Below are 22,809 nucleotides of genomic sequence, written 5' to 3'. Positions count from 1 at the left end.
CAGCCTGCTCAGCGTTTCTCTGCGCCAGCGCAAAGTTCAGGTAATACAGGCCTCACAGGAGTCTTCATGTCGCTTATCCTGCTGCTGACCCAGCAAATGTGTCTCTACTTGGTGTTTGTTTACCTCGCCAGTAAAACACCTCTGTTTAAGGTTCTCACCGAAAACGCCCCCAGATTGCCCCACAAGGTCATCATCTATGTTATTTTTTCGGCCTTCTGCATTATGGCCACCTACTTTGGCGAGCAAACCCACGGCGCAATAGCCAATACCAGGGCCATGGGAGCCGTACTCGGTGGCCTGCTCGGTGGACCTGTGACCGGCTTTTTTGTTGGCCTTACCGGCGGCCTGCACAGGTATAGCATGGGGGGCTTTACCGATGTCGCCTGCGCACTCTCGACAACGCTCGAGGGGCTTTCTGCCGGGCTTATCAGCCTGACACTTCGCCGAGCCGGAAAAACCGAACTGATTTTCCACCCTCTGGTGGCTGGCTTTGTTACCTTCTATGCCGAAGTCATGCAAATGCTCATCATACTGCTGGTCGCCAAACCCTATGACGAAGCCTGGGCACTGGTGAGGCAAATTGCCCCTCCCATGCTGCTGGTGAACTCCATGGGCTCGGCCCTCTTTATGAGCATGCTCAAAGATCAAAAAGCGATGTTTGATAAGCTCTCCTCCACCTTTTCCACCAAGGCGCTGAAGATTGCGGAACGCAGTGTTGGGCTCTTGTCTCAGGGATTTAACGAAAAAACCAGCGCCCAGGTCGCCCGAATTGTTATCGAAGAAACCAATGTTGGCGCCGTGGCCATCACTGACAGGGAAAAACTGCTCGCCTTTATTGGTATTGGCGCCGACCACCATATACCGGGAACACCCATTGCCTCGGCCATCACACTCGAAGCTATCCGAGACAACAAGGTAATGTTTGCCGATGGGATGGAAGTGCCCTACGCCTGTTCTATTTCCTCCCAATGCCGTTTGGGTTCAAGTTTGGTGATCCCCCTTCGCAGCGATACTGAAGTCATAGGCACCATTAAGCTCTACGAGCCCAAGAACAAATTATTTTTAAACATCAACCGCACCCTTGGCGAAGGTATTGCCAAACTCCTGTCCAACCAAATCCTCTATGGTCGGGTAGAGCAACAAAAGAACCTGCTCACCCAAACCGAGCTTAAGCTGTTGCAGGCGCAGGTAAACCCCCATTTCCTGTTCAATGCGCTTAATACCATTGGCGCCATCATTCGCCGCGACCCTGATATGGCTCGCGGACTGCTGCAAAAGCTATCGCAGTTTTTACGCATTAATCTGAAACGCAGCCCGGAAATGGTTACCCTGGCCGATGAACTTGAGCATATCGACGCCTACCTTGGCATCGAAAAAGCCCGTTTTATCGATCGCCTCAGCGTGAATATCGCCATCCCCCCCGAACTGATGCACCAGAAGCTACCCGCCTTTACTCTGCAACCCATTATCGAAAATGCTGTAAAACACGGCACCTCACAATTGCTGTCACCGGGCGTGATTGACGTGAGTGGCAGGCAGCAGGAGCAGATGCTGGTGTTGGAAGTCGCCGACAACGCGGGGTTGTATCGCCCCACTCCCAACAATGAAGGTCTGGGGATGAATCTGGTGCATAAACGCATTCAAAATCAATTTGGAGAACAGTACGGCGTGACGGTTGAATGCGAACCCGATACGCTCACCCGGGTCAGAATTTGCCTGCCAATCAACGTCGACACACCCATCGACACCGACAATTCGGGAGACAAGCCGAGATGATCTCATGCATTCTGGTGGATGATGAGCCCTTCGCCAGGGAGGCCCTGGCCGAGCTATTGGTACGCCATCCAGATGTGAATATCGTGGCACAGGCCAGTAACGCCATCGAAGCCATACAGGCGATAAACCAGCATAAGCCGGCTTTGTTGTTTTTGGATATTCAGATGCCACGCATCAGCGGAATGGAACTCCTGGCGATGCTCGATAAAGACACTATGCCCCGGGTAGTGTTTGTTACCGCATTTGATGAATACGCTATCAAAGCGTTTGAACTGCATGCCTTTGATTACCTGCTCAAACCCATCGATGATGCCCGACTGGCGAACACCATGGACAGGGTGCGAAAAGACCAGCGGCCACAGGATGTCACATCGCTTGCTCCCGAGCGCCTCGCTCATCTTCCCTGCTTCAGCGGTAATCGTCTGAAAGTGGTTCCGATTGAAGAGGTTGAGTATGTGTTCAGCGATGTCGGCGGCATCCATGTATCGACGGCCAATGGCAGGGTGCACACCCAAATGACCCTCAAACTGCTGGAAGAAAAAACCCCGCTGATATTCTGCCATCGCCAATATCTGATAGCCCCGGCGGCCATCGCAGAAATCGTACTGCTTGATGGCGGAGCCGAGGTGGTTACCCGCAGCGGGGCCCGGGTACCGGTTTCCCGCCGTTATCTTAAGGAACTTAAATCCCACTTCGGCTTCCTGTAAACCGCTCAAGTCTGATAACAACCGCTTAACCTGCCAAATCGACCGTTCACCCAAAAGACTGAGACACTGGACATCCCCTTTCGTAGACTGGCACTACTCAAAAAAGGGGAGATCCTCAACATGACTTGGTTTTTACTCTGTGTCGGCCTGCTTCTCGTCGGCTACTTTGTTTACGGCGCCTTCGTCGAGAAGGTATTCGGAATTAACGCCAAACGGCAAACCCCGGCGTTTGCCCAAACCGATGGCGTGGACTATGTGCCCATGTCCAAAGGCAAGGTCTATCTGATCCAACTGCTGAATATCGCCGGTGTCGGCCCCATCTTCGGCCCGATCCTCGGTGCCCTATACGGCCCAGCCGCCATGTTGTGGATTGTGATTGGCTGTATTTTTGCCGGTGCGGTACACGACTACTTCTCCGGTATGCTGTCGGTGCGAAACGGTGGCCAGTCTGTGCCCAACCTTGCCGGTAAATACCTGGGTAAAAGTGCTAAACACTTTATGAACGTGTTTGCCACCATTCTGCTGCTGCTCGTGGGTGTGGTATTTATTTCCGCTCCAGCGGGCCTGCTTGGAAAACTCACTGGCCTTAGCGTCAGCCTGTTTGTGGGCATCATTTTCGTTTACTACCTGATTGCGACCATTGTGCCGGTAGACAAAATCATCGGTCGTCTGTACCCCTTCTTCGGCGCCCTGTTGCTGTTTATGTCTGTGGGTCTGACTGTGGCACTCATCGTCTCTTCTGAGCACAGCTTGCTGCCCGGTGTTGAAGCCTCTGATTTCCTCACCAACCTCAACCCCAATGACATGCCACTGTGGCCTGCTCTCTTTATCACCATCGCCTGCGGCGCCGTATCTGGCTTCCACGCCACTCAGTCTCCCCTGATGGCACGCTGCATGGAAAACGAAACCAATGGCCGCTTTGTGTTTTACGGCGCCATGATTGGTGAAGGCATCATCGCCCTTATTTGGTGTGCCATTGCCCTGTCGTTCTTCGGAGGTGTTGAAGGCCTGGCAACCGGTATGGCCGGTAACCCTGCCAACGTGGTGTACGAAGCGTCTACCGGCCTGCTGGGTGCAGTGGGTGGCTTTATGGCGGTGCTTGGAGTGATTATTCTGCCCATTACCTCTGGTGATACTGCATTCCGTTCAGCGCGTCTTATCCTGGCTGAATTCTTCAACATGCCACAAACCCAACTGCCTAAGCGATTGATGCTGGCCATCCCGCTGTTCGTGCTGGGCGGCATACTGACTCAGGTCGATTTCGGTGTGATCTGGCGTTACTTCGGTGTGGCTAACCAGGCAACAGCCGTGCTGATGCTGTGGACTGCCTCAGCCTATCTGCTGCGCCACAACAAGCTGCACTGGATTTGCACCATTCCGGCCATGTTCATGACCTCAGTGGTAGTGACCTTCCTGCTGAACTCCGCAACCCTGGGTGCAGGCCTGCCAATGACCATCTCCACGGTCGTGGGTGTGCTGGTCGCCTTCGCAGTGGCTACGCTGCTGGTGATTAAAATCAAGGGTAAATCGGTGGAACTGGCTGAAGAAGCCTAATCCCCCCCCCCGGGTAACTCATACTCACTGAAAGGCCGGCGTTCGCCGGCCTTTGTTTTTTATCCATTCGGCAGGTTACAATGCCTCCCCCAATCGCCTTGATTGCCATTCAAACGAGCCACTATGTCCCAACAAACTCCACCAACCCAGGCCAACAATCCACTCCATGGCCTGACACTGAAAGCCATTCTCGAACATCTGGTGGAAGAGCTCGGTTGGACAAAGCTTGCCGACGAAATTCGCATCCGCTGTTTTGCCGTTGATCCCAGTCTGGATTCCAGTCTGAAGTTTTTGCGCCGTACCTCCTGGGCCCGGGCCAAGGTAGAAGACCTGTACCTAAGTCATATGGGTTTTCCGGTGCCGGAGCGCCCCGTACGCCAACCCAAAGAAGACAATTCGGACAGGCCATCGAATAAAGGCGCGGCTAAGCCCAGAACAGCCAAACCTGATGGCGGTAACAGGCAGCCAGGTGGTGACAAGCCGTCGCCCTATGGCAAGAGTGCCAACCGCCCGTCGGGCGATAAAGGCAAGAAACCCAGCTTTGGCAGCAAGACCTCGGAAAACAAAAATCGTGGGGGAGCAAGGGCCCATTCGGCAGGTTCAAGTACAGACAAAGGCACCCAAGCGCCCAAACGTCAGCCCACACTGAGCCTCAAGCGCACGGGCAACAGGGTTGCAGCAGAGACTCAATCGACGAGCAAGGGTTCGGCGAGCCCCGATTCGATGGGCACCAATGCCGACATTTGGGGCAAAAAATAACGCCCCCAACGATGCTGGGCTAAGGGCGAGATGCCGGGCTAAAGTCGAGATGCAGGGCTAAGAGCGAGATGTTAAAGCGGGTGGCTGAAGAACACCCGCCATACGTCTTCGCCACCGGCTTTACTGTAGCTGAACCCTACCCGCTCTATCGATACCACTTCAAACTCCAGCGGCTTGTCGAACACCAGGCTCAATCCCAGCTCCAGAGTGCTCTCACCAAAGAGGGCGCCGACAAACTCATCTGCCAACTCTCCCCGGCCAAAATACCAGTGCATGGCCACGAACAATCTGGGCTCCATCTGCCGCTCCCATGCGCTAAAGCCCCATCCCAGCCCCGACTCCACGCCCGAGGTAAGTGCCGAGTAATGCTCTTCACTGCCGCTCTGTATGCTGCGATAACCTGCTGAGTAAAACCGGCTGACCCACAAGGGTTGATATGTCTCACTGCCAAAGGAATACAAAGTCGAGATCCCGGCTGACAGAATCCCCACATTACTGTTGTCAGAGAAGTTGTGCCCAAATCCGATATCAAGATAGGTCTCCATCTTCAAATTTGGACTTGCGCGCCAGTGGTATTCAATCCCCGGTGTCACAGTAACTGTGCCCACGGCATCCGGAAAATCACCTTCCGGCAATTCATCCCAGTTGTAGTTGAAAAAGCCCAGCGACAACGGCATACGCAGCAACAGACTGTGCTCTGAAGAGGATTCTATGTCGAAGGACAGGGGAATATTTACCACGGCAGCGCTGTCACCGGCAGAGCTGTAGATACCACTGCCCAAATAGTTGGCAAAGGCATAATGGCTGACATCAGGGGCTTGCTGGGCCACACAGGGGGAAGACAAAAGCAGGATGGCGAAAATTCTGGCAGGCTTCAAAGCAATCGGGGCATCCATCTATGAATGCCCCGACTATAAAAGGTTTCCCCACTAAACACCAGTTTGCACAATCAGTCCTGATGCTGAGCCTTGAAGTGCTCTTCAGACATCATGTGTCCGAGCTTATCAGACTTGGTTTTGAGGTAAGCTTCGTTGTAGCGATTTTTCCCCACCTGCAGCGGTACTCGCTCAACCACATCCATACCCACATCTTTCATGGCGTTGACTTTACGGGGATTATTGGTCATCAGCTTGACCCGGGAAATACCCAGATGCGCCAACATGGGGGCTATCATATCGTACTTGCGCATATCGGCGGCAAATCCGAGCTGCTCGTTGGCCTCGACGGTATTGGCTCCTTTATCCTGCAACTCATAGGCACGGATTTTGTTTAGCAGACCAATGCCGCGCCCTTCCTGACGCAGATACAAAATAAAGCCACGGCCGGTTTCAGCGATGCGCTGCATGGCTGTTTGCAGCTGAAAACCACAGTCACAGCGCAGGCTGAACAGGGCGTCACCGGTCAAACATTCAGAATGGATCCGTCCCAGTACAGGAGCATCACCACTGAGATCGCCAAAGGTCAGTGCCACATGCTCCTTTCCGGTTTCACTGTCTTCAAAACCGTGCATGGCAAAAACGCCCCAGGGCGTTGGCAACTTGGAGGTGGCGACATACTTTATCGACATGAAATATTCCTAACGACTACGCTCAATCCCTGAGTCCAGCACTTTCCCTGACAGCTCAACAACCTTGGTAAGATAACCTCACCGGGTGGCCTATTCTATGCGCTTTTGTCGCCCGCAGGAATACCCAAGTGACTGACTGGGGTATCTGAGTCGGCATAAGATAGACAATTCGACATCAGGGTTGCGGCCTGAAACCAAGCTGCAGGTCCTCATTGGCACAATTTGCGTAACGATTCGGGCGTGGACTGCGGGTTAATCCTGTTCCCTCCAGGGTACAAATCCATCACCGCTGCGACAAAAGATACGCTGATTGCTGCTGCCCCGAAACTTAAGCCGTCTGTCGGCAAGTTGCTGCTCAAAGGGGCCGTCCACAATCACATCCACACGGGAGGCCAGCGCCAGCTGCGCTTCGCTCAAGGTCTCCAGTCGGTAGCCCGTCCACAGCCAGATATCCTTGCCCGGGCACTGAGAGCGCACCCGCGCCACCAGCTCAGCAATGCCGGCAAGATTGGCCGGCAGCAGAGGATCGCCACCGGAGAGGCTAAGCCCCCGGCGGCGAATGCGCGAGTCGTTGAGGTCATCGATTATTCGGCTCAGCATCACCTCATCAAAAAGATGACCACTTCGCACATCCCAAGTGGATTGATTGTAACAGCCACGGCATTGGTGTTCGCAGCCGGACACGAAGAGCGTAGCCCTGGTGCCCGGCCCGTTAAGCACATCCAACGGATAGTACTGATGGTAGTTCACAAGAGGATGCTCCTTGCGCTGCCATGATAAAGCCTTGCCATCAGAGATGCTTGACCCGGCGTTTGACTTCTTCCTGCTTGCCATGATTAAAGGGACGCGCATCAGGGCTGCCAAGATAGCCACACACCCTGCGTGTTACTGACACACGACTGGGCTCATGGTTTCCGCAAACCGGGCATACAAAGCCCTTGCTGGTGCAGTCAAATTCGCCGGTAAAGCCACAGTCGTAGCACTCATCGATGGGGGTATTGGTGCCATAGTAAGGGACCCGGGTATAGCTGTAGTCCCACACGTCCTCCAGTGCATCAATATTGTGCTGCATATTGGGATATTCGCCGTAGCAAATAAAGCCACCACTGGCGAGCTCTGGGTATGGCATCTCAAAATCGATTTTATCAAATGGCGAGACTTTCTTTTCCACATCCAGGTGGAAACTGTTGGTGTAGTAGCCCTTGTCAGTCACCCCTTGTATCAGGCCAAAGGCCTTGATATCCAACTTGGCAAAGCGGCTGCACAGGCTTTCGCTGGGTGTACTGTACAGGCTGAAACCGTACCCGGTTTCCTGCTTCCATTGCTCGGTGGCCTGCTTGAGGCGCGCCACGATGGCAACGGCTTTTTGCCGAAGCTCCTCGGAGTCGTACACATGCTCCTGCGTACCATAAAGGGCGTTTACGGTTTCATGCAGGCCTATGTAGCCAAGGGAGATGGACGCACGACCATTTTTGAATATGGGCTCAATATCATCGTCCGGGCGCAGTCGAACGCCGCATGCTCCTTCCATGTACAGAATCGGCGCAACCCGGGCCTTCACCCCTTTCAGGCGTTCAATGCGGCTATCGAGGGCCTGTCGTGCCACCTGCAAACGCTCCTCCAGCAAGCTGTAGAAGCGACTTTCATCGCCACCGGCTTCAATGGCGATACGTGGCAGGTTAAGACTGACCACCCCCAGGTTATTACGGCCTTCGTGCTCCAACTCACCGTCTTTTTCATACACCCCAAGGAAGCTGCGACAGCCCATGGGGGTTTTGAATGACCCGGTGACACGCACCACTTGCTCGTAGTTGAGAATGTCCGGATACATGCGCTCGGTGGCGCACTTGAGTGCCAGACGCTTGATATCGTAGTTGCAGTCACCCTGCTTGTGATTGATGCCATCGCGGATGGCAAACACCAGTTTGGGGAATACTGCTGTTTTGCGGTTTTTACCCAGTCCCGCCATCCGCACCTTAAGAATGGACTGCTGAATCAGCCGCGACTCCCAACTGGTGCCAAGACCAAAGCCAAAGGTGACAAATGGGGTCTGTCCGTTAGCCGTATGCAGGGTGTTCACTTCGTATTCCAGCGACTGGAAAGCATCGTGACACTCTTTTTCTGTCAGGGCACGGGCATAGGCCACCGCATCGGTAATGCCCCAGTGCAGCGCCGTTTGGTAGTGTTTGTCATAGCTCTTGGCCACATAGGGTGACAACACTTCATCGATGCGATTGATGGTGGTACCGCCATAGATGTGGCTGGCCACCTGGGCGATGATCTGCGCTGTCACAGCAGTCGCGGTGGAAATAGACTTGGGCGTTTCGATTTCGGCGTTGCCCATTTTAAAGCCCTTGGTCAACATGCCAGCAAGGTCAATCAGCATGCAGTTGAACATAGGGAAAAAGGGTGAGTAATCCAGATCGTGATAATGTATCTCCCCCGCCTCATGGGCTGCCACCACCGCCTTGGGCAAAATGTGGCGCTTGGCATAGTGACGGGCGACAATGCCGGCGAGCAAGTCACGTTGGGTCGGGATCACCTTGGAGTCTTTATTGGCGTTTTCATGCAGCAACGCCGCATTGGTTTGCTCCACCAGCGAACGGATTTCCAGATTCAGTCGACTGGTTGCTTCGCGGCATACGTCTCTGTCGTGGCGATATTCGATATAGTGACGGGCAACCTCTTTATAGGGACCGGACATCAGGCAGTTTTCCACTGCATCCTGCAGCTCGTGGATAGCAACTTCGTCGCGCTGGGCCACCTCGGCTGCCACCACCGACGCCACCGTGGCCGCATAGTCTTTATCCTCGACACCGGCTGCGCCCTGGGCTGCAATAACAGCATCCCGCAACCGGGTTTCATCAAAGGCAGCGCGGCAACCATCCCGCTTGATAACCACTGGCATATACAGGTCCTCTCCGTTTACCCAATCACTATATGTTGAGCTTATTTTTTATCCAGATACAAAATGTAGTGTATTAGGCGATAAATACCAGACCGATACCTTGATATGGATCATGTTTGGGAAAAAGATAAATTTCCCCTTTTTGAAAACCTGTGGCAGGTAACCCTTTCACGATTTAGCCCCTTGACCGGAAGAAAAATCACCATTAGGCAGGCACAAAAAAGCCGCCAGACTCATTGAGAGACTGGCGGCTTTTACGCTGAAATAACGGGATTAACCGAGGGCAGCTTCCAGCAAATGGGCCTGGGCCATCACAGCGCTGTAGCCCGCATCTATGGCCTCGGCTGCGCGGTGAAACTCCATGGTGCCTATGTCGGCGACCTTGGGGACCAAGCACACATCGGGCGGGTCGCCCATCAGACGTGCCCTCTTATGTCGTTGCTGCACTATCTCCATGGACTGGTTCATCACCGCCAGCATGCCGGGGTCATCCCGGGTACCGAGGGCAAATTTATCCGACAGGCTGGCGATATAGTCGCGGCCGCGGGCAAAGAGGTCCATAAAGCCGCCCTCTTGCTCGGCAAGGGCCCGGGTTTCTTCCTGAGGACTGATGGCCTCACTGCGAAGGTCAACCGGCACAGCCTGAATACGGCTGCGACGCTGTCCATCCAAATCCACCGCAATCACCAAATCCACATCAAGGGCACGACAGGCCGACACAGGTACAGGATTAACTACGGCGCCGTCTACCAGCCATCTGTGCCCTTGTCGCACCGGCGGCAGTATGCCTGGCATGGAACAGGATGCCCTGACCGCATGGCGTAAATCGCCCTGGCGAAACCAGATCTCCTGACCACTGTACAAGTCAGTCGCCACCGCAATAAAGGGCATGGACATGGACTCAATGTCCATACTGCCGATGCGACTTTGCATTACATCAAACACCTTTTCCCCCCGGATAAGGCCGCCACGGCGCCAGCTTAAGTCCATCAGCCCAAGAACATCCCAGCTCGAAAAACTTCTGACCCAGGCTTCGAGGTCGCCGAGGCGACCGTTGACATAAGCAGCCCCCACCAAAGCCCCAATGGAACACCCGGCGACCCGTTCGGGCTTTATTCCCAACTCATCGAGGGCATTGAACACCCCAATGTGGGCCCAGCCTTTAGCTGCACCACTGCCCAGGGCAATTCCAATACGGGGTTGGCTCATCTACGACTCCTTTGCAAAGATGAAGGCAAGAATGACTCTGACTATAAACGACAAGCGCCGGCAGGAGCCAGCGCTTGGGAAGAAAGGAAACAATCTATTGTTGCCGGGCCTTAAATAGGTAACCCAGCCAGCCAAACCAGGACCCCACAGTCACAGCCAGTATCCACCAACTTTTTTGGCGGGCAGTCACCACGTCAGATAATCCGATGTGCAAAACCGGGATCATCCAACCGAAAATGACTATGGCGAGTGCAATCCAAAAATCCATTTGCGCCTCCGGGGCGGCAGGGTGGTTGTTGATTGAGATTTTTCAATCGCTCAAACATAAGGCAAATATTCCGGCGAATAAAGCGCCGGTAACGGTTTTTTGACGATTGTCACGGATATTGACACACATCTTCGATAGGGAGCGCGCTGTAACGCGGGCGGACGCACACTTGTCATGGCGCCAAGCTGCCGATGGCGCTATAATTCCCGGCTTGAATTTTTCCGGAGACCATCCTTTGCAATTTTCTGATTTTTCCCTCGATAAGCGCCTCATGCAAAGCCTGAAGCACATGGGCATAGAGACGCCTACCCCCATCCAGAGTCAGGCCATTCCTGTTGCCCTCGCGGGCAAAGATTTGATGGCCTCGTCCAAGACGGGATCGGGAAAGACGCTGGCATTTTTGCTGCCTGCCATGCAAAGGGTGATTTCCAGCAAGGCGCTGTCGAAAAAAGACCCTCGGGTGCTTATTTTGCTGCCCACACGAGAATTGGCTCAGCAGGTGTATGCCCAGCTTCGTCTGCTGGTGGCCAACACCCAATACCGGGCCATCAGCGTACTGGGCGGTGAAAACTTTAACGATCAGGCCAAGGCCCTTGCAAGAGAGCCACATTTCATTGTGGCGACGCCCGGTCGCATCGCCGACCATCTGCAGCAGAGGCACCTTTTTTTAAACGGGCTCGAACTGCTGGTACTCGACGAAGCCGATCGCATGCTGGATTTGGGCTTTGCACCTCAGCTGAAAGCCATCAACGCCGCCGCCGACCATCGCCGCAGACAAACCCTGATGTTCTCGGCCACCCTGGAACATGGCGAAGTGCACGAGTTGGCGGCAGAACTGCTCAAAGAGCCTGAACATGTTGCCATCGATGCCGTGCACCTGGGCCACGGTGATATCGAGCAACAAATCCTGCTTGCCGACCATCTGGAACATAAAGAAGCCCTGCTTGAGCGCCTGCTCAGCGGCAATAACTTCCGTCAGGTGATGATTTTTACCGCCACCCGTCAGGACACAGAGCGCCTGGCCACCCTGCTGGCCGAAAAAGGCTACAACACGGCAGCCTTGTCCGGCGAGCTGCGCCAGGCACAGCGCAATCAAATCATGGACAGCTTCAGCCGTGAACATCACCGCATTCTGGTCACTACCGACGTAGCTTCCCGCGGTCTGGATATCTCCAACGTGTCCCTGGTGGTAAATTTCGACATGCCGAAGTTTGCCGAGGAATACGTACATCGCATTGGCCGCACCGGCCGCGCAGGAAACAAGGGCACCGCCATTTCGCTGGTGGGACCAAAAGACTGGGATAATTTCCTCAAGGTCCAGATCCTGCTGCAAAAGACTTTTGAGTTCAGCGTGCTTGAAGGTCTGGAAGCCAAGTTCAAGGGGCTGGCGCCCAAGCGTGAACGCAAAGACGCCGGTGCCAAGGCAAAAGCTGCGGGCAAGACCAAACGGCAAACCGCAGATGCACCCAAGGGTGAGAAACGCAGCCGTGACAAGCGCTTCCTCACCGGCGTGGATGTGGGCGATGCGCCAATGATCCGTAAAAAGCCCCTCCCGGCACCGATTGTGCCCGAGGACGATGACGCTGATGAGCTGGGCGAAGACTGAGATACTCAGATCAAGGCGCACGTTTTCGCTCGAGCGAAAGCACCGAACCAATTAAGTGACAGAAAAGATAAGGGAAAAAAATGAGAGTATGTGGCGTAGAGCTGAAAGGTGCAGAGGCCATTATCAGCCTGGTGGGCTACGATAAAGAAGCCTTCAACGTGCCCGAGTGTCGCAAGCACTCGTTTGTGGTGAACGATGCCGATAATCAGGAAGCCATCCGTGAATTCCACTTCGCCTTTGCCAAGCTGATGGCCGACTATAAGGTGGAACACATCATCATCGTCGAGCGTGAGCAAAAAGGTAAACTGGCTGGCAGTGCCATCGGCTTTAAACTGGAAGCCGCTATCCAGCTGGGTGAGTTGCCAGTGACCCTGCTCAAGCCCACGGTTATCCGCGAGCTGTGCAAGCGCAATCCCCCACAGGTAGATTACGACGTGCTTGGGCTCAAGCGCTTCCAGCTGCCGGCCTTTGAAGCTGGCTATGCCTTCCTGAACGGCCGCATTTACGGCAAGCTGTGAGCCAATACCTGGCCCATTACCCCGAGCAGGTGCGCACTCAGGTGGCCGCCCTGCTCGAGGCTGGCACCCTGGGCAATGTGCTCGCCCGTCGCTACCAGGCGCAGCACGATATCCGCTCCGACAAGGCGCTGTTTGACTACACCATGGCGCTGAAAAATCGTTACCTCAAGCGCAGCGAACCCCTTTCCAAGGTGTGCTTTGACGATAAAATCAGTTTGCGTCAGCAGGCTCTCGGGCTGCATACCGCCATTTCCAGGGTTCAGGGTAATAAGCTCAAGGCCAAACGCGAAATTCGCATCGCCTCTATGCTCAAGCAGGTGCCAGAGCCCTTGCTGCGTATGGTGGTGGTACACGAATTGGCACATTTAAAAGAACGTGACCACAACAAAGCCTTTTATCAGCTGTGCTGTCATATGGAAGGCGACTACCATCAGTTGGAATTCGATTTACGATTATTGCTGACAGCGATAGACGCGGGTCAGTCGCCCTTTTAAGCCCCGCTTTTTTGACTCATGCCTTAACGGCACGCCATTACCCCACCCGAGCGCACTCAGCACACGGCTTGGCTACGTCCCAAAACCCGGGGGCCAGCGCCCTTGCCCACTGTTATGAAACACGCCGGCAACCGGCTCCAGTCAGCCCTATGCCGACTCATCCTTGCGTACCAATGCTCAATGACGCAGCGACACGCTTCTACTGCGGGATGTCGCCTTCATTGTGCCGGGCACAGTCAGAGACGAGCTCACTGGACAAGTATCACACTGAAGGGCCACGACACTTGACTGAGAATGGTTTTCATTTAAAATCCAATCCAACACAACGCCCAGCTGGAACATGTGAATGGCCAAGGTCGATAAAAAGCTCAACAAGCTGTGTCGTAAGGTTGCGCGCAAGGCGCTTGGACTGAGCAAAGATGCCGTGAAAGACAAGGCAAACAAGTCTGACGTAAAGGTCTTTGCCAGCCGCCTCAGGCAGCAGTTGGCAGCCAACGGTAAATTGCCGGACAGCAATAAGGCCGCATCTGACGCAGGTAAATTTAACAAAAAAGCCGTGGCGCAACAGCTTAAGCGCCTGGCGCTCTCTCAAACGGCCAAGCGCAGCAGTGCCAACGATGACCAGTTACCACAGGTGCGCAAACTGCGCCCCGCCGTTGGCAGCATGGCGTTTGCCCTCAAACCCCTTAAGCGTAAGCCCTGTGGCGGCTGCCCCGCCAAACGCGGTGGCCTGTGTGCCTGCGCCCTTAAGCTCGCCAAGCGTAAGGCAGGTTAAAACCCTCAATATTTGAGGCAACATGATTATCCGATTTCGAAGCATCAAATTCGAAGCATTAAAAAAGCGACCCATAGGTCGCTTTTTTATTTTGCCCCGGCGCAAAGCGTATTCCTCAGCCGAGGTCCATCAACATCTGACGGCTTCTCACCAGTGAAATGAATTCAGACAACTCGGCAGAATTCAGCTGGGTTGAAGTAGGCAGCGGCACCTTCATGGGGTCGACCGGACGACCATTGACATGGAATTCATAGTGCAGGTGTGGCCCTGTAGAACGGCCAGTGTTGCCGGACAGCGCAATGACCTGACCACGGCTGACGCGGTCACCCTTTCTCACCAGTGACTTTGACAGGTGCAGATAGCGGGTACGGAACTTGTTGCCATGTTCAATCACTATGTATTTACCGGCAAACTTGTGATCGGTCACCATGGTCACCACACCGTCACCGGGCGCAACCACCTTGGTGCCAATCGGGGTCGCGAAATCGGCACCGTTGTGGGGCGATACACGACCCGTTACCGGATGCTTACGCACAGGGTTGAAGCGAGAGCTCATGCGGAATGATTTGTCCAAGGGCACCCGTTGAAACGCCCGGGCAAGATTGTGCCCCTTGGCATCATAGAAGTTACCGTCGGTATGCTGAAACGCGGTGATTTCCCGTTTGCCACTTTTTATCTGAATGCCGAGGATTTGACTGGTGCCCGTGGCCAGTCCCTCGACGTACTGATCGTTCACCAGCACAGAAAAGGTATCACCGGCGCGCAAATCGCGGGCAAAATTCATTTTTTCTTTCAGCAGAGATTCGATTTTGGTGATTTCGGCGGCAGACAGGCCAACACGCTGTGCCGAAACATAAAAGGAGCCGCGGATTTCGCCACTGGCAATGCGGTTTTGCCAAAGGCCATCGACCACAATCTCATCGACGTTAAAACTGCCATCTTCGAAACGGCTGAACACCACCTGGCGGGCCGGACTGAAATAGAGTTCGAGTTTTTGTAGATCGCCCTTTTCATCCAGCCAGAATTTGATGCGGTTATCCGGCATCAGGGTATCCAGCGCCAGAATGTTCATATCTGCTTCCAGCACCTTGTACATGGTTTGCTGGTCTACTCCGGCACGGGAAAACAGACCGCTGAGCGTGTCGCCGGAAACAATTAAATGGTCGAAATCTGCCACAGACTCACTGGCAGCCAATGGCAAAGGTGCTTCGGAAACCTGTGGCAGGAGAGATTCAATATCGAGCGCAATAGGGATTCGGCCAACAACCGGCTGCTGCGCCGTGGGCCACATAACGGAGACACCTACCAGTAAACCGCCCACCAGCAACAGACGTTTGTGGAAGCTGGGCAAACTGGCAATATGCGAAAAAAACATATTGTTTTTATTATATATTTGATTAAGCAACCCTGAAGTTTCCCTTAATGCCAGTCGTTATTATTGGTATATTTCCCTGTCATTTTGCAGGGATTGGTTTCTTTTATACCAAAAAAGCCGCAGGACACAAGCCTTTTCAGGCGATACTGCGCCATGTAATGGGCTTTAAACAACCGGACATTAGCAAAAGCCAGCATTGAAAAATGTGAGCTGACATCTGCTTTCATGGAAAATCCCGCCCCTATTCACCCTTGCTCAAGCGTTATTCGCCCTTGCTCACGCTACAGTCAGGCGAATTTGACTGCCTACGGTGTCTTTATGGATATCTACCCGGGTCTGGATCTGCTCTTTCATCTCGGTCACGTGGGATATCACCCCTATCATGCGTCCTGATGATTGCAGGTCCACCAGGGTGCGCACCGCCAGCTCCAGCGAGTCCTGATCCAAACTGCCAAAGCCTTCATCGATAAAGAGGGTGTCGAGCTTAATACCGCCCGCATAGGCCTGAACCACATCTGACAAGCCCAGCGCCAGCGACAATGCGGCCATGAAACTTTCGCCGCCGCTCAGGGTTGCTACGGGACGCAACTTGCCGGTGTAGGCATCCTCCACTTCCAAATCCAAACCCGACGCCCGGTTGCCCTTGGCTTTGTCTTCACGGCGAAGCAAACGGTAACGGCCTTTGCTCATGCGATGCAAACGCTCGCTCGCCTCGATAAGCACATCATCCAGGAGCACACCCAGCACAAACCGCTGCAGGCTGATCCTGGCTCCCGTCATACCACTGGCTGCATCCGACAAGGTGCCCACCACGGCATATTCCTCATCGAGCCTGGCGGCGACCTCGGCTTCGGTGCCAAGCTGTGCCCTGGCGCGGCTGTACATTACCTGAGTATCGTTGAGTACCTGCCATTGCTGGTTGCATTGGTTAAAGCCATCCTGCGCCGCCGTTTCAAGTGCAGCAAGCTCAGTCAGATCCGGTGGCAACACATCACCAAGGGATTCTTGCTGTGCAGCCATGCGCTCTTTAAGCCCAGCCAACTGCTGCTGCCAGGTGGCAATACGGCTTTTGGCATCGCCCATGTCATCAGCTGTCATGCGTGCCTGATTGAAACTCACCACATCATTAAAGCCCTTTGCTGCCAGCTCAGTATCAAAGCGCGCTTTGGCCGCCGCTTCACGGCTGCGGGCCTCGCTCAAGGTTTGCTGCAGCGCCGCCCTTCGCTCATTGCATTGGGTTTGACGGATTTGAGCGTCACTCAGCTGGGTTTGCAGCTTTTCCATTTGTCCGCTTAAGGCCTCAATGTCCTGAGAGAGCGCCGCAAGGTGGGCATCAAACGCCTGCTCGTTACCAAGGCGCTGACAAAGTTCCGGCATGGCGCCAGCGAGGCTTTCTTGCTCGCCGCAGGCCTTTTGAAGCTCTCCAGAGTGCTGATCTCGTTGGCGCTGCAGGCCATCGATATCGGCAAGTAGCTGCTTTTGCGTGTTGTCGAGTTGCTCAAGCTCATGCTCCAGCGCTTGCAGCGATTGTTGGGCGGCCTTCGCGTTTTGGCAGGCCTCGCGCCTTTGGCCAAGTGCATACTGTTTTTGCTCAAGACTGGTGGCAAGCGCGTCACCGAGCGCGGCGGCGTCATTGGCAAGCTCCTGCTGCATGACCTCCAGGCGCTGCTTCTGCGCTTTGTATTCAGAGCGGGCGCGGCTCAGCATTTCCCGAGCCTGTTGCTCGGCTTCTCTTGCTGCAGCAAGCTCATCATCGCCTGGGAGCGCTCCCTCGTGGTGGGCTGGACTGGGATGCTCCACACTGCCGCACACCGGGCAAGGAGCACCGGGTAAGAGTCTTGCCGCCAACATTGCCGCCTGCCCTTGATGCCAGGCGAGTTCGAGCAGTTCACGGGCACGGGTCAGATTATCCTGATTAGCCTTGGCCTGACGTCCATCCGCTTCCAGCCGCGAAAGCTCGGTGGCGAGCTTTTGCGCCTGACGCTCTTTTTCAATCAATTGCTGATGCCGCTCAAACACGTGGGTTTGCTGCACCAAGGTGGCCTCAAGGCTGCCAGCAGTGCTCGCAAGCGCAGACAAGTCTCGTCGCTGCTGGGTAAGCATCGCTATGCGCCCCTGAGTGTCACCAAGGCGGCTTCGGACATGGGCAAGATTGGCGTCCAGGGCGTTAAGCGTCTGCCCGAGCCCGGTGATAGCCTCGTTTAGCGCCGACAACCGGTGCATCCGCGGGCGCCACTCTGCCAGTCGCTCGGCTTCATTTTTCAGCTGATGCCGTCTGGCTTCCAATTCCGGCAAAGCGGCGGCAGCCGTTTTTGCATTGGCATAACTTAATTCTGCTTGCTTCGCGGCCTCAGCCGCCATTACTGCGGCGGCTTCAGCACTCTTTCGCTCTTTTGCACGTTCTTCCCACGCTTGCCAGGTACCGGCAAGGGATTCTGCAAGAGCGGCACGCTCAAGCTGCATACCAAGCGCCGCCATAGACTCTGCTTTGGCGTTTTCAGCCTCCAACCTCAGCCTGGTGTCGTTAAGGGCACTGAACTCCCGCAGCTTTGCCTCAGCAGCCTCACGCTGTGCTTTGGCGGCAGTAAGCTTTGCCTCGGCAGCCTGTTTCGCCTTGGTGGCACTGGCAAGCTCGGGGGCTAAGGCTGAAATGGCATCATTTAAAGCTTCTACACTCTCGGCGCCGGCGGTTTCCAAAATGCCCGCTCTTCGGGCCTCAAGCTCTTTGGCCCTGGCTTTAAGCTCCAGCGCCTTTTGCTTGAGACTGTCTTCGATGCGTTTGTAAATGCCGGTTTGAAAGAGTTGGCCAAAAATAGCCTCACGCTCTTTTGAGTCTGCCAGCAAGAGTTTTCGAAACTGCCCCTGGGGCAGCACCATGACCTGACGAAATTGCTCGACCTCAAGCCCCAACAGATCTTCAATCTGCGCCGTGACCTCAGTGACTTTACCGGCCGCAAGTGGTGTGGTGTGTTCGCCTTCAATACGCTCAAGCAGGGCGTCACTCTTTTGTACCGTAAAGCCTTCGCCGCTCTTTTTGGCCCGCTGCTGCTCGGGCATCCGTTTCACCCGATACACCTTGTCACCCAGACCAAATTCAAAGGTTACTTCGGTCAACACATCATCGGGGGCGGCATCACAGCGCATCTGGGTGCCTTCGCGCTCATTGCCGGTGGTTTTGCCGTAAAGTGCAAAACAAATTGCATCGAGGATCGTGGTTTTGCCCGCTCCGGTCGGCCCGTTAATCAGGAACAAGGGCCACTCGCCAAGGGCGCGGAAGTCCAGGGTTTGGGTGTCCACGAAGGGACCAAAGGCGGTGATGGCAAGGGTTAAGGGCTTCATTGACCGCCCTCCCTGTGCAAGGAGGCAATCAATTCGGACATCAATGTTTTTTGTGGCCCGGAAAGGGGTTCCCCCTGAACCTGAGTAAAGAAATCTTCAAACATGGTCAGTTCGCTTTTTTGCATGCGCTCTCGGCCAGGCCCCTCCAGTGCCCTTTCCTGCATCAGCCCGGTACGTTCAAGGTGCAGCACATTCGGGTAGATTGCCCGAAGCTTTGCCATGGGTTCTAAAATGGCATGGGTATCGAGCAATCGCACCATCAGGTAATCATCCCGGCCGGGGTCGCTTGCTCCCCGTGTAAGGAGCGCATCCAGATAGCCTTCGATAATGCGCACATCGCGCTGGGGTTTGATGGGCAGCAAACGGATATCCGGTGCCTGGCCGGGCAATATATTCACCAGGGTGACCGACTTATTTTGGTGCTGCTCGCTGAAGGAGTATTTCAAGGGAGAGCCGCTGTAGCGCACATGCTCTGCGCCCTTATATTGTGGGCCATGCAGATGCCCAAGGGCAGCGTAATCGAATGGTGCGAACAGCGCCGGTGAAATCTTGTCGGCGCCGCCGATTGACAGGGGGCGCTCTGAATCAGACTCGTTGCCACCGTCTAAAAAGCAGTGACTTATGACTATCTTGGGCAGCCCGTCACTGTTGTGGGCCGTAACCTTTGCCAGCAAGGCCGCCATGGCATCCTGATGGCTGTGAATATCCTCATCATTCAGCAGATGGCGAACGAGCGCAGGCTCCGCATAAGGGATGGGGTAGAAAAATGCAGCGCCTTGCTTCCCATCAATGTGGACGGGTTCAATACTGGCCCTGACCGGCCCCTGAATATAAAGGCCGGCACCGGCCATTTGCCTTGCTCCAAAGGCCAATCGCTCCTGGCCATCGTGATTACCGCCGATAGCAATGACGCTCACCTTGAGCTGCTGGACAACCTTATCGAGAAAATCATCCAGAAGACTCACTGCGGCGGCCGGTGGCACGGAGCGGTCGAAGATATCGCCTGCTATCACGAGTGCATCCACCTCGTGGGTCTCGATGAGTGTCAGCAGGGTCTCCAGCATCTGCGCCTGCTCGTCCAGTAACGACTGATTGTGCAGTGTGCGGCCCAGATGCCAGTCTGAGGTATGGATGAATCTCATGCAAAAGCCTTTTTGCTTTAAAATTGAGACTCATACTAGGGGATATCAAAGACGCTGTGAAGGCGCAAACCACCTCCACAGCACCGGGCGCTCAGCCAATCACCACCACTGAAACTGATCGCCAAGTAGCTTGGTGCTCATCACCACCGACATCAGCACCACCAGAGGCTTGATAATGGCCGTGCCCTTGTTGACCACCAAACGCGAGCCCAGGGTTGCACCCATGGCCTGGCCAAGCAACATCAAGCCGCCCAACATCCACACCACCTTGCCACCGAGGGCAAAGAAGATCAGCGATGAGATATTGGTGGCAAAGTTAAGTACCTTGGCATGGGCCGTGGCCTTGGCAAGCCCAAATCCGGCCAGGCTCACAAAGGCCAGCGCGAAAAAGCTACCGGTTCCCGGACCAAAGAAACCGTCGTAAAAACCAATGCCGAGTGCTGCGCTAAACGCAAACAAGGTGGGGGTTAACACCCTGTGCCTGTCATCTTCACTGACTTTTTTGGAAAACAGAAAATACCCGCCAATAGCCAGCATCAAAAAAGGCAGCAGAGTTTTAAGCATGCTCGCATCAATCAGTTGCACCGCAATGGTGCCGATCGCTGCGCCCACAAAGGCACAGAAAATATCGAGCTTGATGCTGGCCAAATCCACCATTTTTTTACGCACAAAATAGAGGCTGGCAAAAAAACTGCCGCCACACGCCTGCAGCTTATTGGTGGCCAGTGCCGCAGCGGGTGAAAGACCGGCCCACATCAGCGCAGGAATGGTCAGCAGGCCACCGCCTCCGGCGATGGCATCAATAAATCCGGCCAACATGGCCACGAAGAAGAGCAGCGCGGCAAGTTCAATCGAAAAGGCAAAGTCCATGAATACATCCATCGGCTAAATCAAAAGGCGGTAAAAATAGCCCCATCAGATAAGACGGGGCTGTGGCATTTAACGCCTTTTGTCAGCAAAAGGAAAGGCTCAGCGAAGGTTCATATCGTCCATTAACGTTAGCACCAAACGCCCGCTGAACCGCTCGAGGCGCCATACTCCAGAATGACCACTATGTCCTGTTGTCATTTAACCTAATAAAAAACCACCGCAAGCGGTGGTTTTAATGATAAACGACTGAATATCAGTGATTACAACCCGGACCACAGTGATGCTCATGGTCATCATCTTCGTCGTCCATAAACTCATCATCGCCTTCCTGATGCTGCATAACGCCCCAGCCATCACTCTGACCATCAAACTGGCCAGCAAAGGTATTGAGTTCGATTTCTTTGGCCACGAGGGCATCGTACTCTGGCAGCATATTGATGCACACAATCAGCTCCCACTTGTCGAGCTCTTCATTAAAATTGAGCTCCACTTCACCTTCGGTTGCCTGAGCGGTCAAATCTTCAAGCGCTGACTCGGCATCGCGTCTGTCGTCGAATACCAGGAAAAAGTCCACATCCAGTGGCTTGGTCAAGTCAATCCCGGACTCGTGCATTGCTTTGAGCATCTGGCCGTTATCATCTTCTGGAAAATGCATTATCTGTCTCCTTAGCCCGCCAGGATCTGGACGGTTTCGCCATTGAAGGTGACCGAGTCACCGGCAACCAGTTTCTTACGCTTGCGGGTTTCCACTTCACCGTTCACCAACACCATGCCTTCGGCAATTACACGCTTGGCTTCGGCGCCGTCCCCGGTCATGCCCTCTACTTTAAGTACTTTATAAAGCTCGATATAGTCTTCACCCGCATGCAGGGTGAGGCTGGATGCTGAACCGCTCAATGCCGCTCTCCACTGATTATAAACCGCTGCATTATACACATAACCGCTGCGCGTAGCGTGAAGTTGCGGTTAATTTACATCGCCCCGCTCATCGGCCAGCAGGCCATAAACACAGTCGTTGTGCCATTCATCCCCGATAAGGCTGTGGCTTTTGAGCACACCTTCAAGCTGAAATCCAAGTCGCTCAAGCACGGCGCGAGAACCGAGGTTTTGCTCACTGCACCAGGCGACAAACTTATGTATATCAAAAAGATGAGCGCCCCAATCGATCACGGCACGGGTAGCCTCGGTGGCAAAACCCCTGCCGGACATCGCCGGACTCAGCATATAGCCCACTTCGGCGCGCCGAGACAGTGCGCAGTCCTGATGAAATCCTGTGTAGCCAACAAAGTCGCCTTCAAGGGTTTCAATCACCAGGGTGAGCCATTCGCCGCTCTCGAACTCCCAGGGCACCAAGCGGGCTTCAAACTTAGCTTCCACCTGGGGCAGGCTCTCACACACCCGCACATATCGGTTTACACCAACATCGGTTTGCATGGCCACAAAATTGGCCTTGTCGTTGGGGACGAGGGTACTGAGTTTCAGGCGGTCGGTAAAGAGCTCAATATGCACGGGGTATCCTTCCTGTTACGCACAAAAATGCGGGGCAAACTAACGGGCAACAATGGCCGAACCCAAATATGAACGAAAAAAATGAGCAAAAGAAAACGGCTGCCGAGGCAGCCGCTTTTTAATCTATCATCCCCGGCTGGTCACTTCCAACAGGTGATAGCCGAACTGGGTTTTTACCGGCCCCTGCACCACATGCAGCGGGGCAGAAAACACCACTTCATCAAATTCCCGCACCATCATCCCCGGCCCAAAAGAGCCCAACTCGCCACCCTGGCTCCCTGAAGGACAGGCAGAATGCTCTCTGGCGATGTCGGCAAAATCGGCACCACCTTCGATGAGCTTTTTCAGTACTTCGCATTGTTCTTGCGAGCTAACCAGAAGATGTCTGGCGGTTGCACGAACCATAAAGTGCTCCTTGTCATTATCGGGTCAA

At 54.5% G+C, this 22,809-nt stretch carries 23 protein-coding genes; 8 read left to right on the top strand and 15 right to left on the bottom strand.

Annotated elements, in window-relative coordinates:
• Positions 1–66: 66 nt before the first annotated feature.
• From SAMA_RS06715 to SAMA_RS19925, 4 genes are all read left to right on the top strand, one after another.
• Positions 67–1,776, top strand: coding sequence for a sensor histidine kinase (locus SAMA_RS06715; RefSeq protein WP_011759398.1), 1,710 nt, complete (start codon positions 67–69; stop codon positions 1,774–1,776).
• Positions 1,773–2,483 carry a two-component system response regulator BtsR gene (gene btsR / locus SAMA_RS06710; protein WP_011759397.1) on the top strand — a complete coding sequence of 237 codons (711 nt, stop codon included), beginning with the start codon at positions 1,773–1,775 and terminating at the stop codon, positions 2,481–2,483. Before SAMA_RS06715 ends, btsR begins: the two co-directional genes overlap by 4 nt.
• 120 nt (positions 2,484–2,603) lie before the next feature.
• On the top strand, positions 2,604–4,037 hold the full coding sequence (locus tag SAMA_RS06705; RefSeq protein WP_011759396.1) for a carbon starvation CstA family protein: 1,434 nt from the start codon (positions 2,604–2,606) through the stop codon (positions 4,035–4,037).
• A gap of 123 nt (positions 4,038–4,160) precedes the next feature.
• The gene (locus tag SAMA_RS19925; RefSeq protein ID WP_011759395.1) at positions 4,161–4,796 is read left to right on the top strand and encodes a VF530 family protein; all 636 of its coding nucleotides are present in this window, start codon (positions 4,161–4,163) and stop codon (positions 4,794–4,796) included.
• A gap of 71 nt (positions 4,797–4,867) precedes the next feature.
• On the opposite strand, the gene SAMA_RS06695 is transcribed toward SAMA_RS19925, so the two are convergent.
• The 6 genes from SAMA_RS06695 to SAMA_RS19680 all read right to left on the bottom strand — a co-directional run bounded on the left by SAMA_RS06695 (position 4,868) and on the right by SAMA_RS19680 (position 10,748).
• A complete protein-coding gene (locus tag SAMA_RS06695; RefSeq protein ID WP_011759394.1) occupies positions 4,868–5,692 on the bottom strand; it encodes a hypothetical protein in 825 nt (274 codons plus the stop codon).
• A gap of 53 nt (positions 5,693–5,745) precedes the next feature.
• Entirely contained in the window at positions 5,746–6,363 is a 618-nt protein-coding gene (gene ribA, locus SAMA_RS06690; protein WP_011759393.1) for a GTP cyclohydrolase II, read from the bottom strand.
• A gap of 252 nt (positions 6,364–6,615) precedes the next feature.
• Positions 6,616–7,113, bottom strand: coding sequence for an anaerobic ribonucleoside-triphosphate reductase-activating protein (nrdG, locus tag SAMA_RS06685; protein ID WP_011759392.1), 498 nt, complete (start codon positions 7,111–7,113; stop codon positions 6,616–6,618).
• Between the two features lie 40 nt (positions 7,114–7,153).
• On the bottom strand, positions 7,154–9,271 hold the full coding sequence (nrdD, locus tag SAMA_RS06680) for an anaerobic ribonucleoside-triphosphate reductase (RefSeq protein ID WP_011759391.1): 2,118 nt from the start codon (positions 9,269–9,271) through the stop codon (positions 7,154–7,156).
• Between the two features lie 273 nt (positions 9,272–9,544).
• Complete coding sequence (gene rssA / locus SAMA_RS06675) at positions 9,545–10,480, bottom strand: patatin-like phospholipase RssA (protein ID WP_011759390.1); 936 nt, start codon at positions 10,478–10,480, stop codon at positions 9,545–9,547.
• 94 nt (positions 10,481–10,574) lie between these two features.
• A complete protein-coding gene (locus tag SAMA_RS19680) occupies positions 10,575–10,748 on the bottom strand; it encodes a hypothetical protein (RefSeq protein ID WP_198134305.1) in 174 nt (57 codons plus the stop codon).
• A 235-nt stretch (positions 10,749–10,983) separates the two neighbouring features.
• Between SAMA_RS19680 and SAMA_RS06670 the strand changes: the two genes are divergently transcribed.
• From SAMA_RS06670 to SAMA_RS06655, 4 genes are all read left to right on the top strand, one after another.
• On the top strand, positions 10,984–12,354 hold the full coding sequence (locus SAMA_RS06670) for a DEAD/DEAH box helicase (protein ID WP_011759389.1): 1,371 nt from the start codon (positions 10,984–10,986) through the stop codon (positions 12,352–12,354).
• Between the two features lie 80 nt (positions 12,355–12,434).
• Positions 12,435–12,872 (top strand): DUF3010 family protein, encoded by a 438-nt coding sequence (locus SAMA_RS06665; RefSeq protein WP_011759388.1) that lies wholly within the window; start codon positions 12,435–12,437, stop codon positions 12,870–12,872.
• Positions 12,869–13,366 carry a M48 metallopeptidase family protein gene (locus SAMA_RS06660; protein WP_011759387.1) on the top strand — a complete coding sequence of 166 codons (498 nt, stop codon included), beginning with the start codon at positions 12,869–12,871 and terminating at the stop codon, positions 13,364–13,366. Before SAMA_RS06665 ends, SAMA_RS06660 begins: the two co-directional genes overlap by 4 nt.
• A gap of 346 nt (positions 13,367–13,712) precedes the next feature.
• On the top strand, positions 13,713–14,141 hold the full coding sequence (locus SAMA_RS06655) for a hypothetical protein (protein ID WP_011759386.1): 429 nt from the start codon (positions 13,713–13,715) through the stop codon (positions 14,139–14,141).
• A 115-nt stretch (positions 14,142–14,256) separates the two neighbouring features.
• Here SAMA_RS06655 and SAMA_RS06650 read toward each other — a convergent pair whose 3' ends face one another.
• The 9 genes from SAMA_RS06650 to SAMA_RS06610 all read right to left on the bottom strand — a co-directional run bounded on the left by SAMA_RS06650 (position 14,257) and on the right by SAMA_RS06610 (position 22,781).
• A complete protein-coding gene (locus tag SAMA_RS06650; protein ID WP_011759385.1) occupies positions 14,257–15,516 on the bottom strand; it encodes a peptidoglycan DD-metalloendopeptidase family protein in 1,260 nt (419 codons plus the stop codon).
• 44 nt (positions 15,517–15,560) lie between these two features.
• Positions 15,561–15,743: a hypothetical protein gene (locus tag SAMA_RS06645; protein ID WP_041409710.1), complete on the bottom strand. Its 183-nt coding sequence runs from the start codon at positions 15,741–15,743 to the stop codon at positions 15,561–15,563.
• A 49-nt stretch (positions 15,744–15,792) separates the two neighbouring features.
• Positions 15,793–18,855, bottom strand: a complete 3,063-nt coding sequence (locus SAMA_RS06640; RefSeq protein ID WP_011759384.1) for an AAA family ATPase — start codon at positions 18,853–18,855, stop codon at positions 15,793–15,795.
• Positions 18,852–19,997 (bottom strand): exonuclease SbcCD subunit D, encoded by a 1,146-nt coding sequence (locus SAMA_RS06635; RefSeq protein ID WP_011759383.1) that lies wholly within the window; start codon positions 19,995–19,997, stop codon positions 18,852–18,854. Before SAMA_RS06635 ends, SAMA_RS06640 begins: the two co-directional genes overlap by 4 nt.
• A gap of 99 nt (positions 19,998–20,096) precedes the next feature.
• The gene (locus SAMA_RS06630) at positions 20,097–20,867 is read right to left on the bottom strand and encodes a TSUP family transporter (RefSeq protein ID WP_041410201.1); all 771 of its coding nucleotides are present in this window, start codon (positions 20,865–20,867) and stop codon (positions 20,097–20,099) included.
• 253 nt (positions 20,868–21,120) lie between these two features.
• Complete coding sequence (locus SAMA_RS06625; RefSeq protein WP_011759381.1) at positions 21,121–21,522, bottom strand: ribonuclease E inhibitor RraB; 402 nt, start codon at positions 21,520–21,522, stop codon at positions 21,121–21,123.
• Between the two features lie 11 nt (positions 21,523–21,533).
• On the bottom strand, positions 21,534–21,764 hold the full coding sequence (locus SAMA_RS06620; protein WP_011759380.1) for an RNA-binding S4 domain-containing protein: 231 nt from the start codon (positions 21,762–21,764) through the stop codon (positions 21,534–21,536).
• Positions 21,765–21,833: 69 nt separating this feature from the next.
• Positions 21,834–22,376 carry a GNAT family N-acetyltransferase gene (locus tag SAMA_RS06615; protein ID WP_011759379.1) on the bottom strand — a complete coding sequence of 181 codons (543 nt, stop codon included), beginning with the start codon at positions 22,374–22,376 and terminating at the stop codon, positions 21,834–21,836.
• A 126-nt stretch (positions 22,377–22,502) separates the two neighbouring features.
• Positions 22,503–22,781, bottom strand: coding sequence for a peptidylprolyl isomerase (locus SAMA_RS06610; RefSeq protein ID WP_011759378.1), 279 nt, complete (start codon positions 22,779–22,781; stop codon positions 22,503–22,505).
• Positions 22,782–22,809 lie beyond the last annotated feature (28 nt).

The sequence above is a fragment of the Shewanella amazonensis SB2B genome, assembly GCF_000015245.1.
Classification (GTDB): Bacteria; Pseudomonadota; Gammaproteobacteria; order Enterobacterales; family Shewanellaceae; genus Shewanella; species Shewanella amazonensis.
The sequence above is the reverse complement of the archived record's forward strand: the minus strand, read 5'-3'. Positions and strand labels throughout refer to the sequence as shown.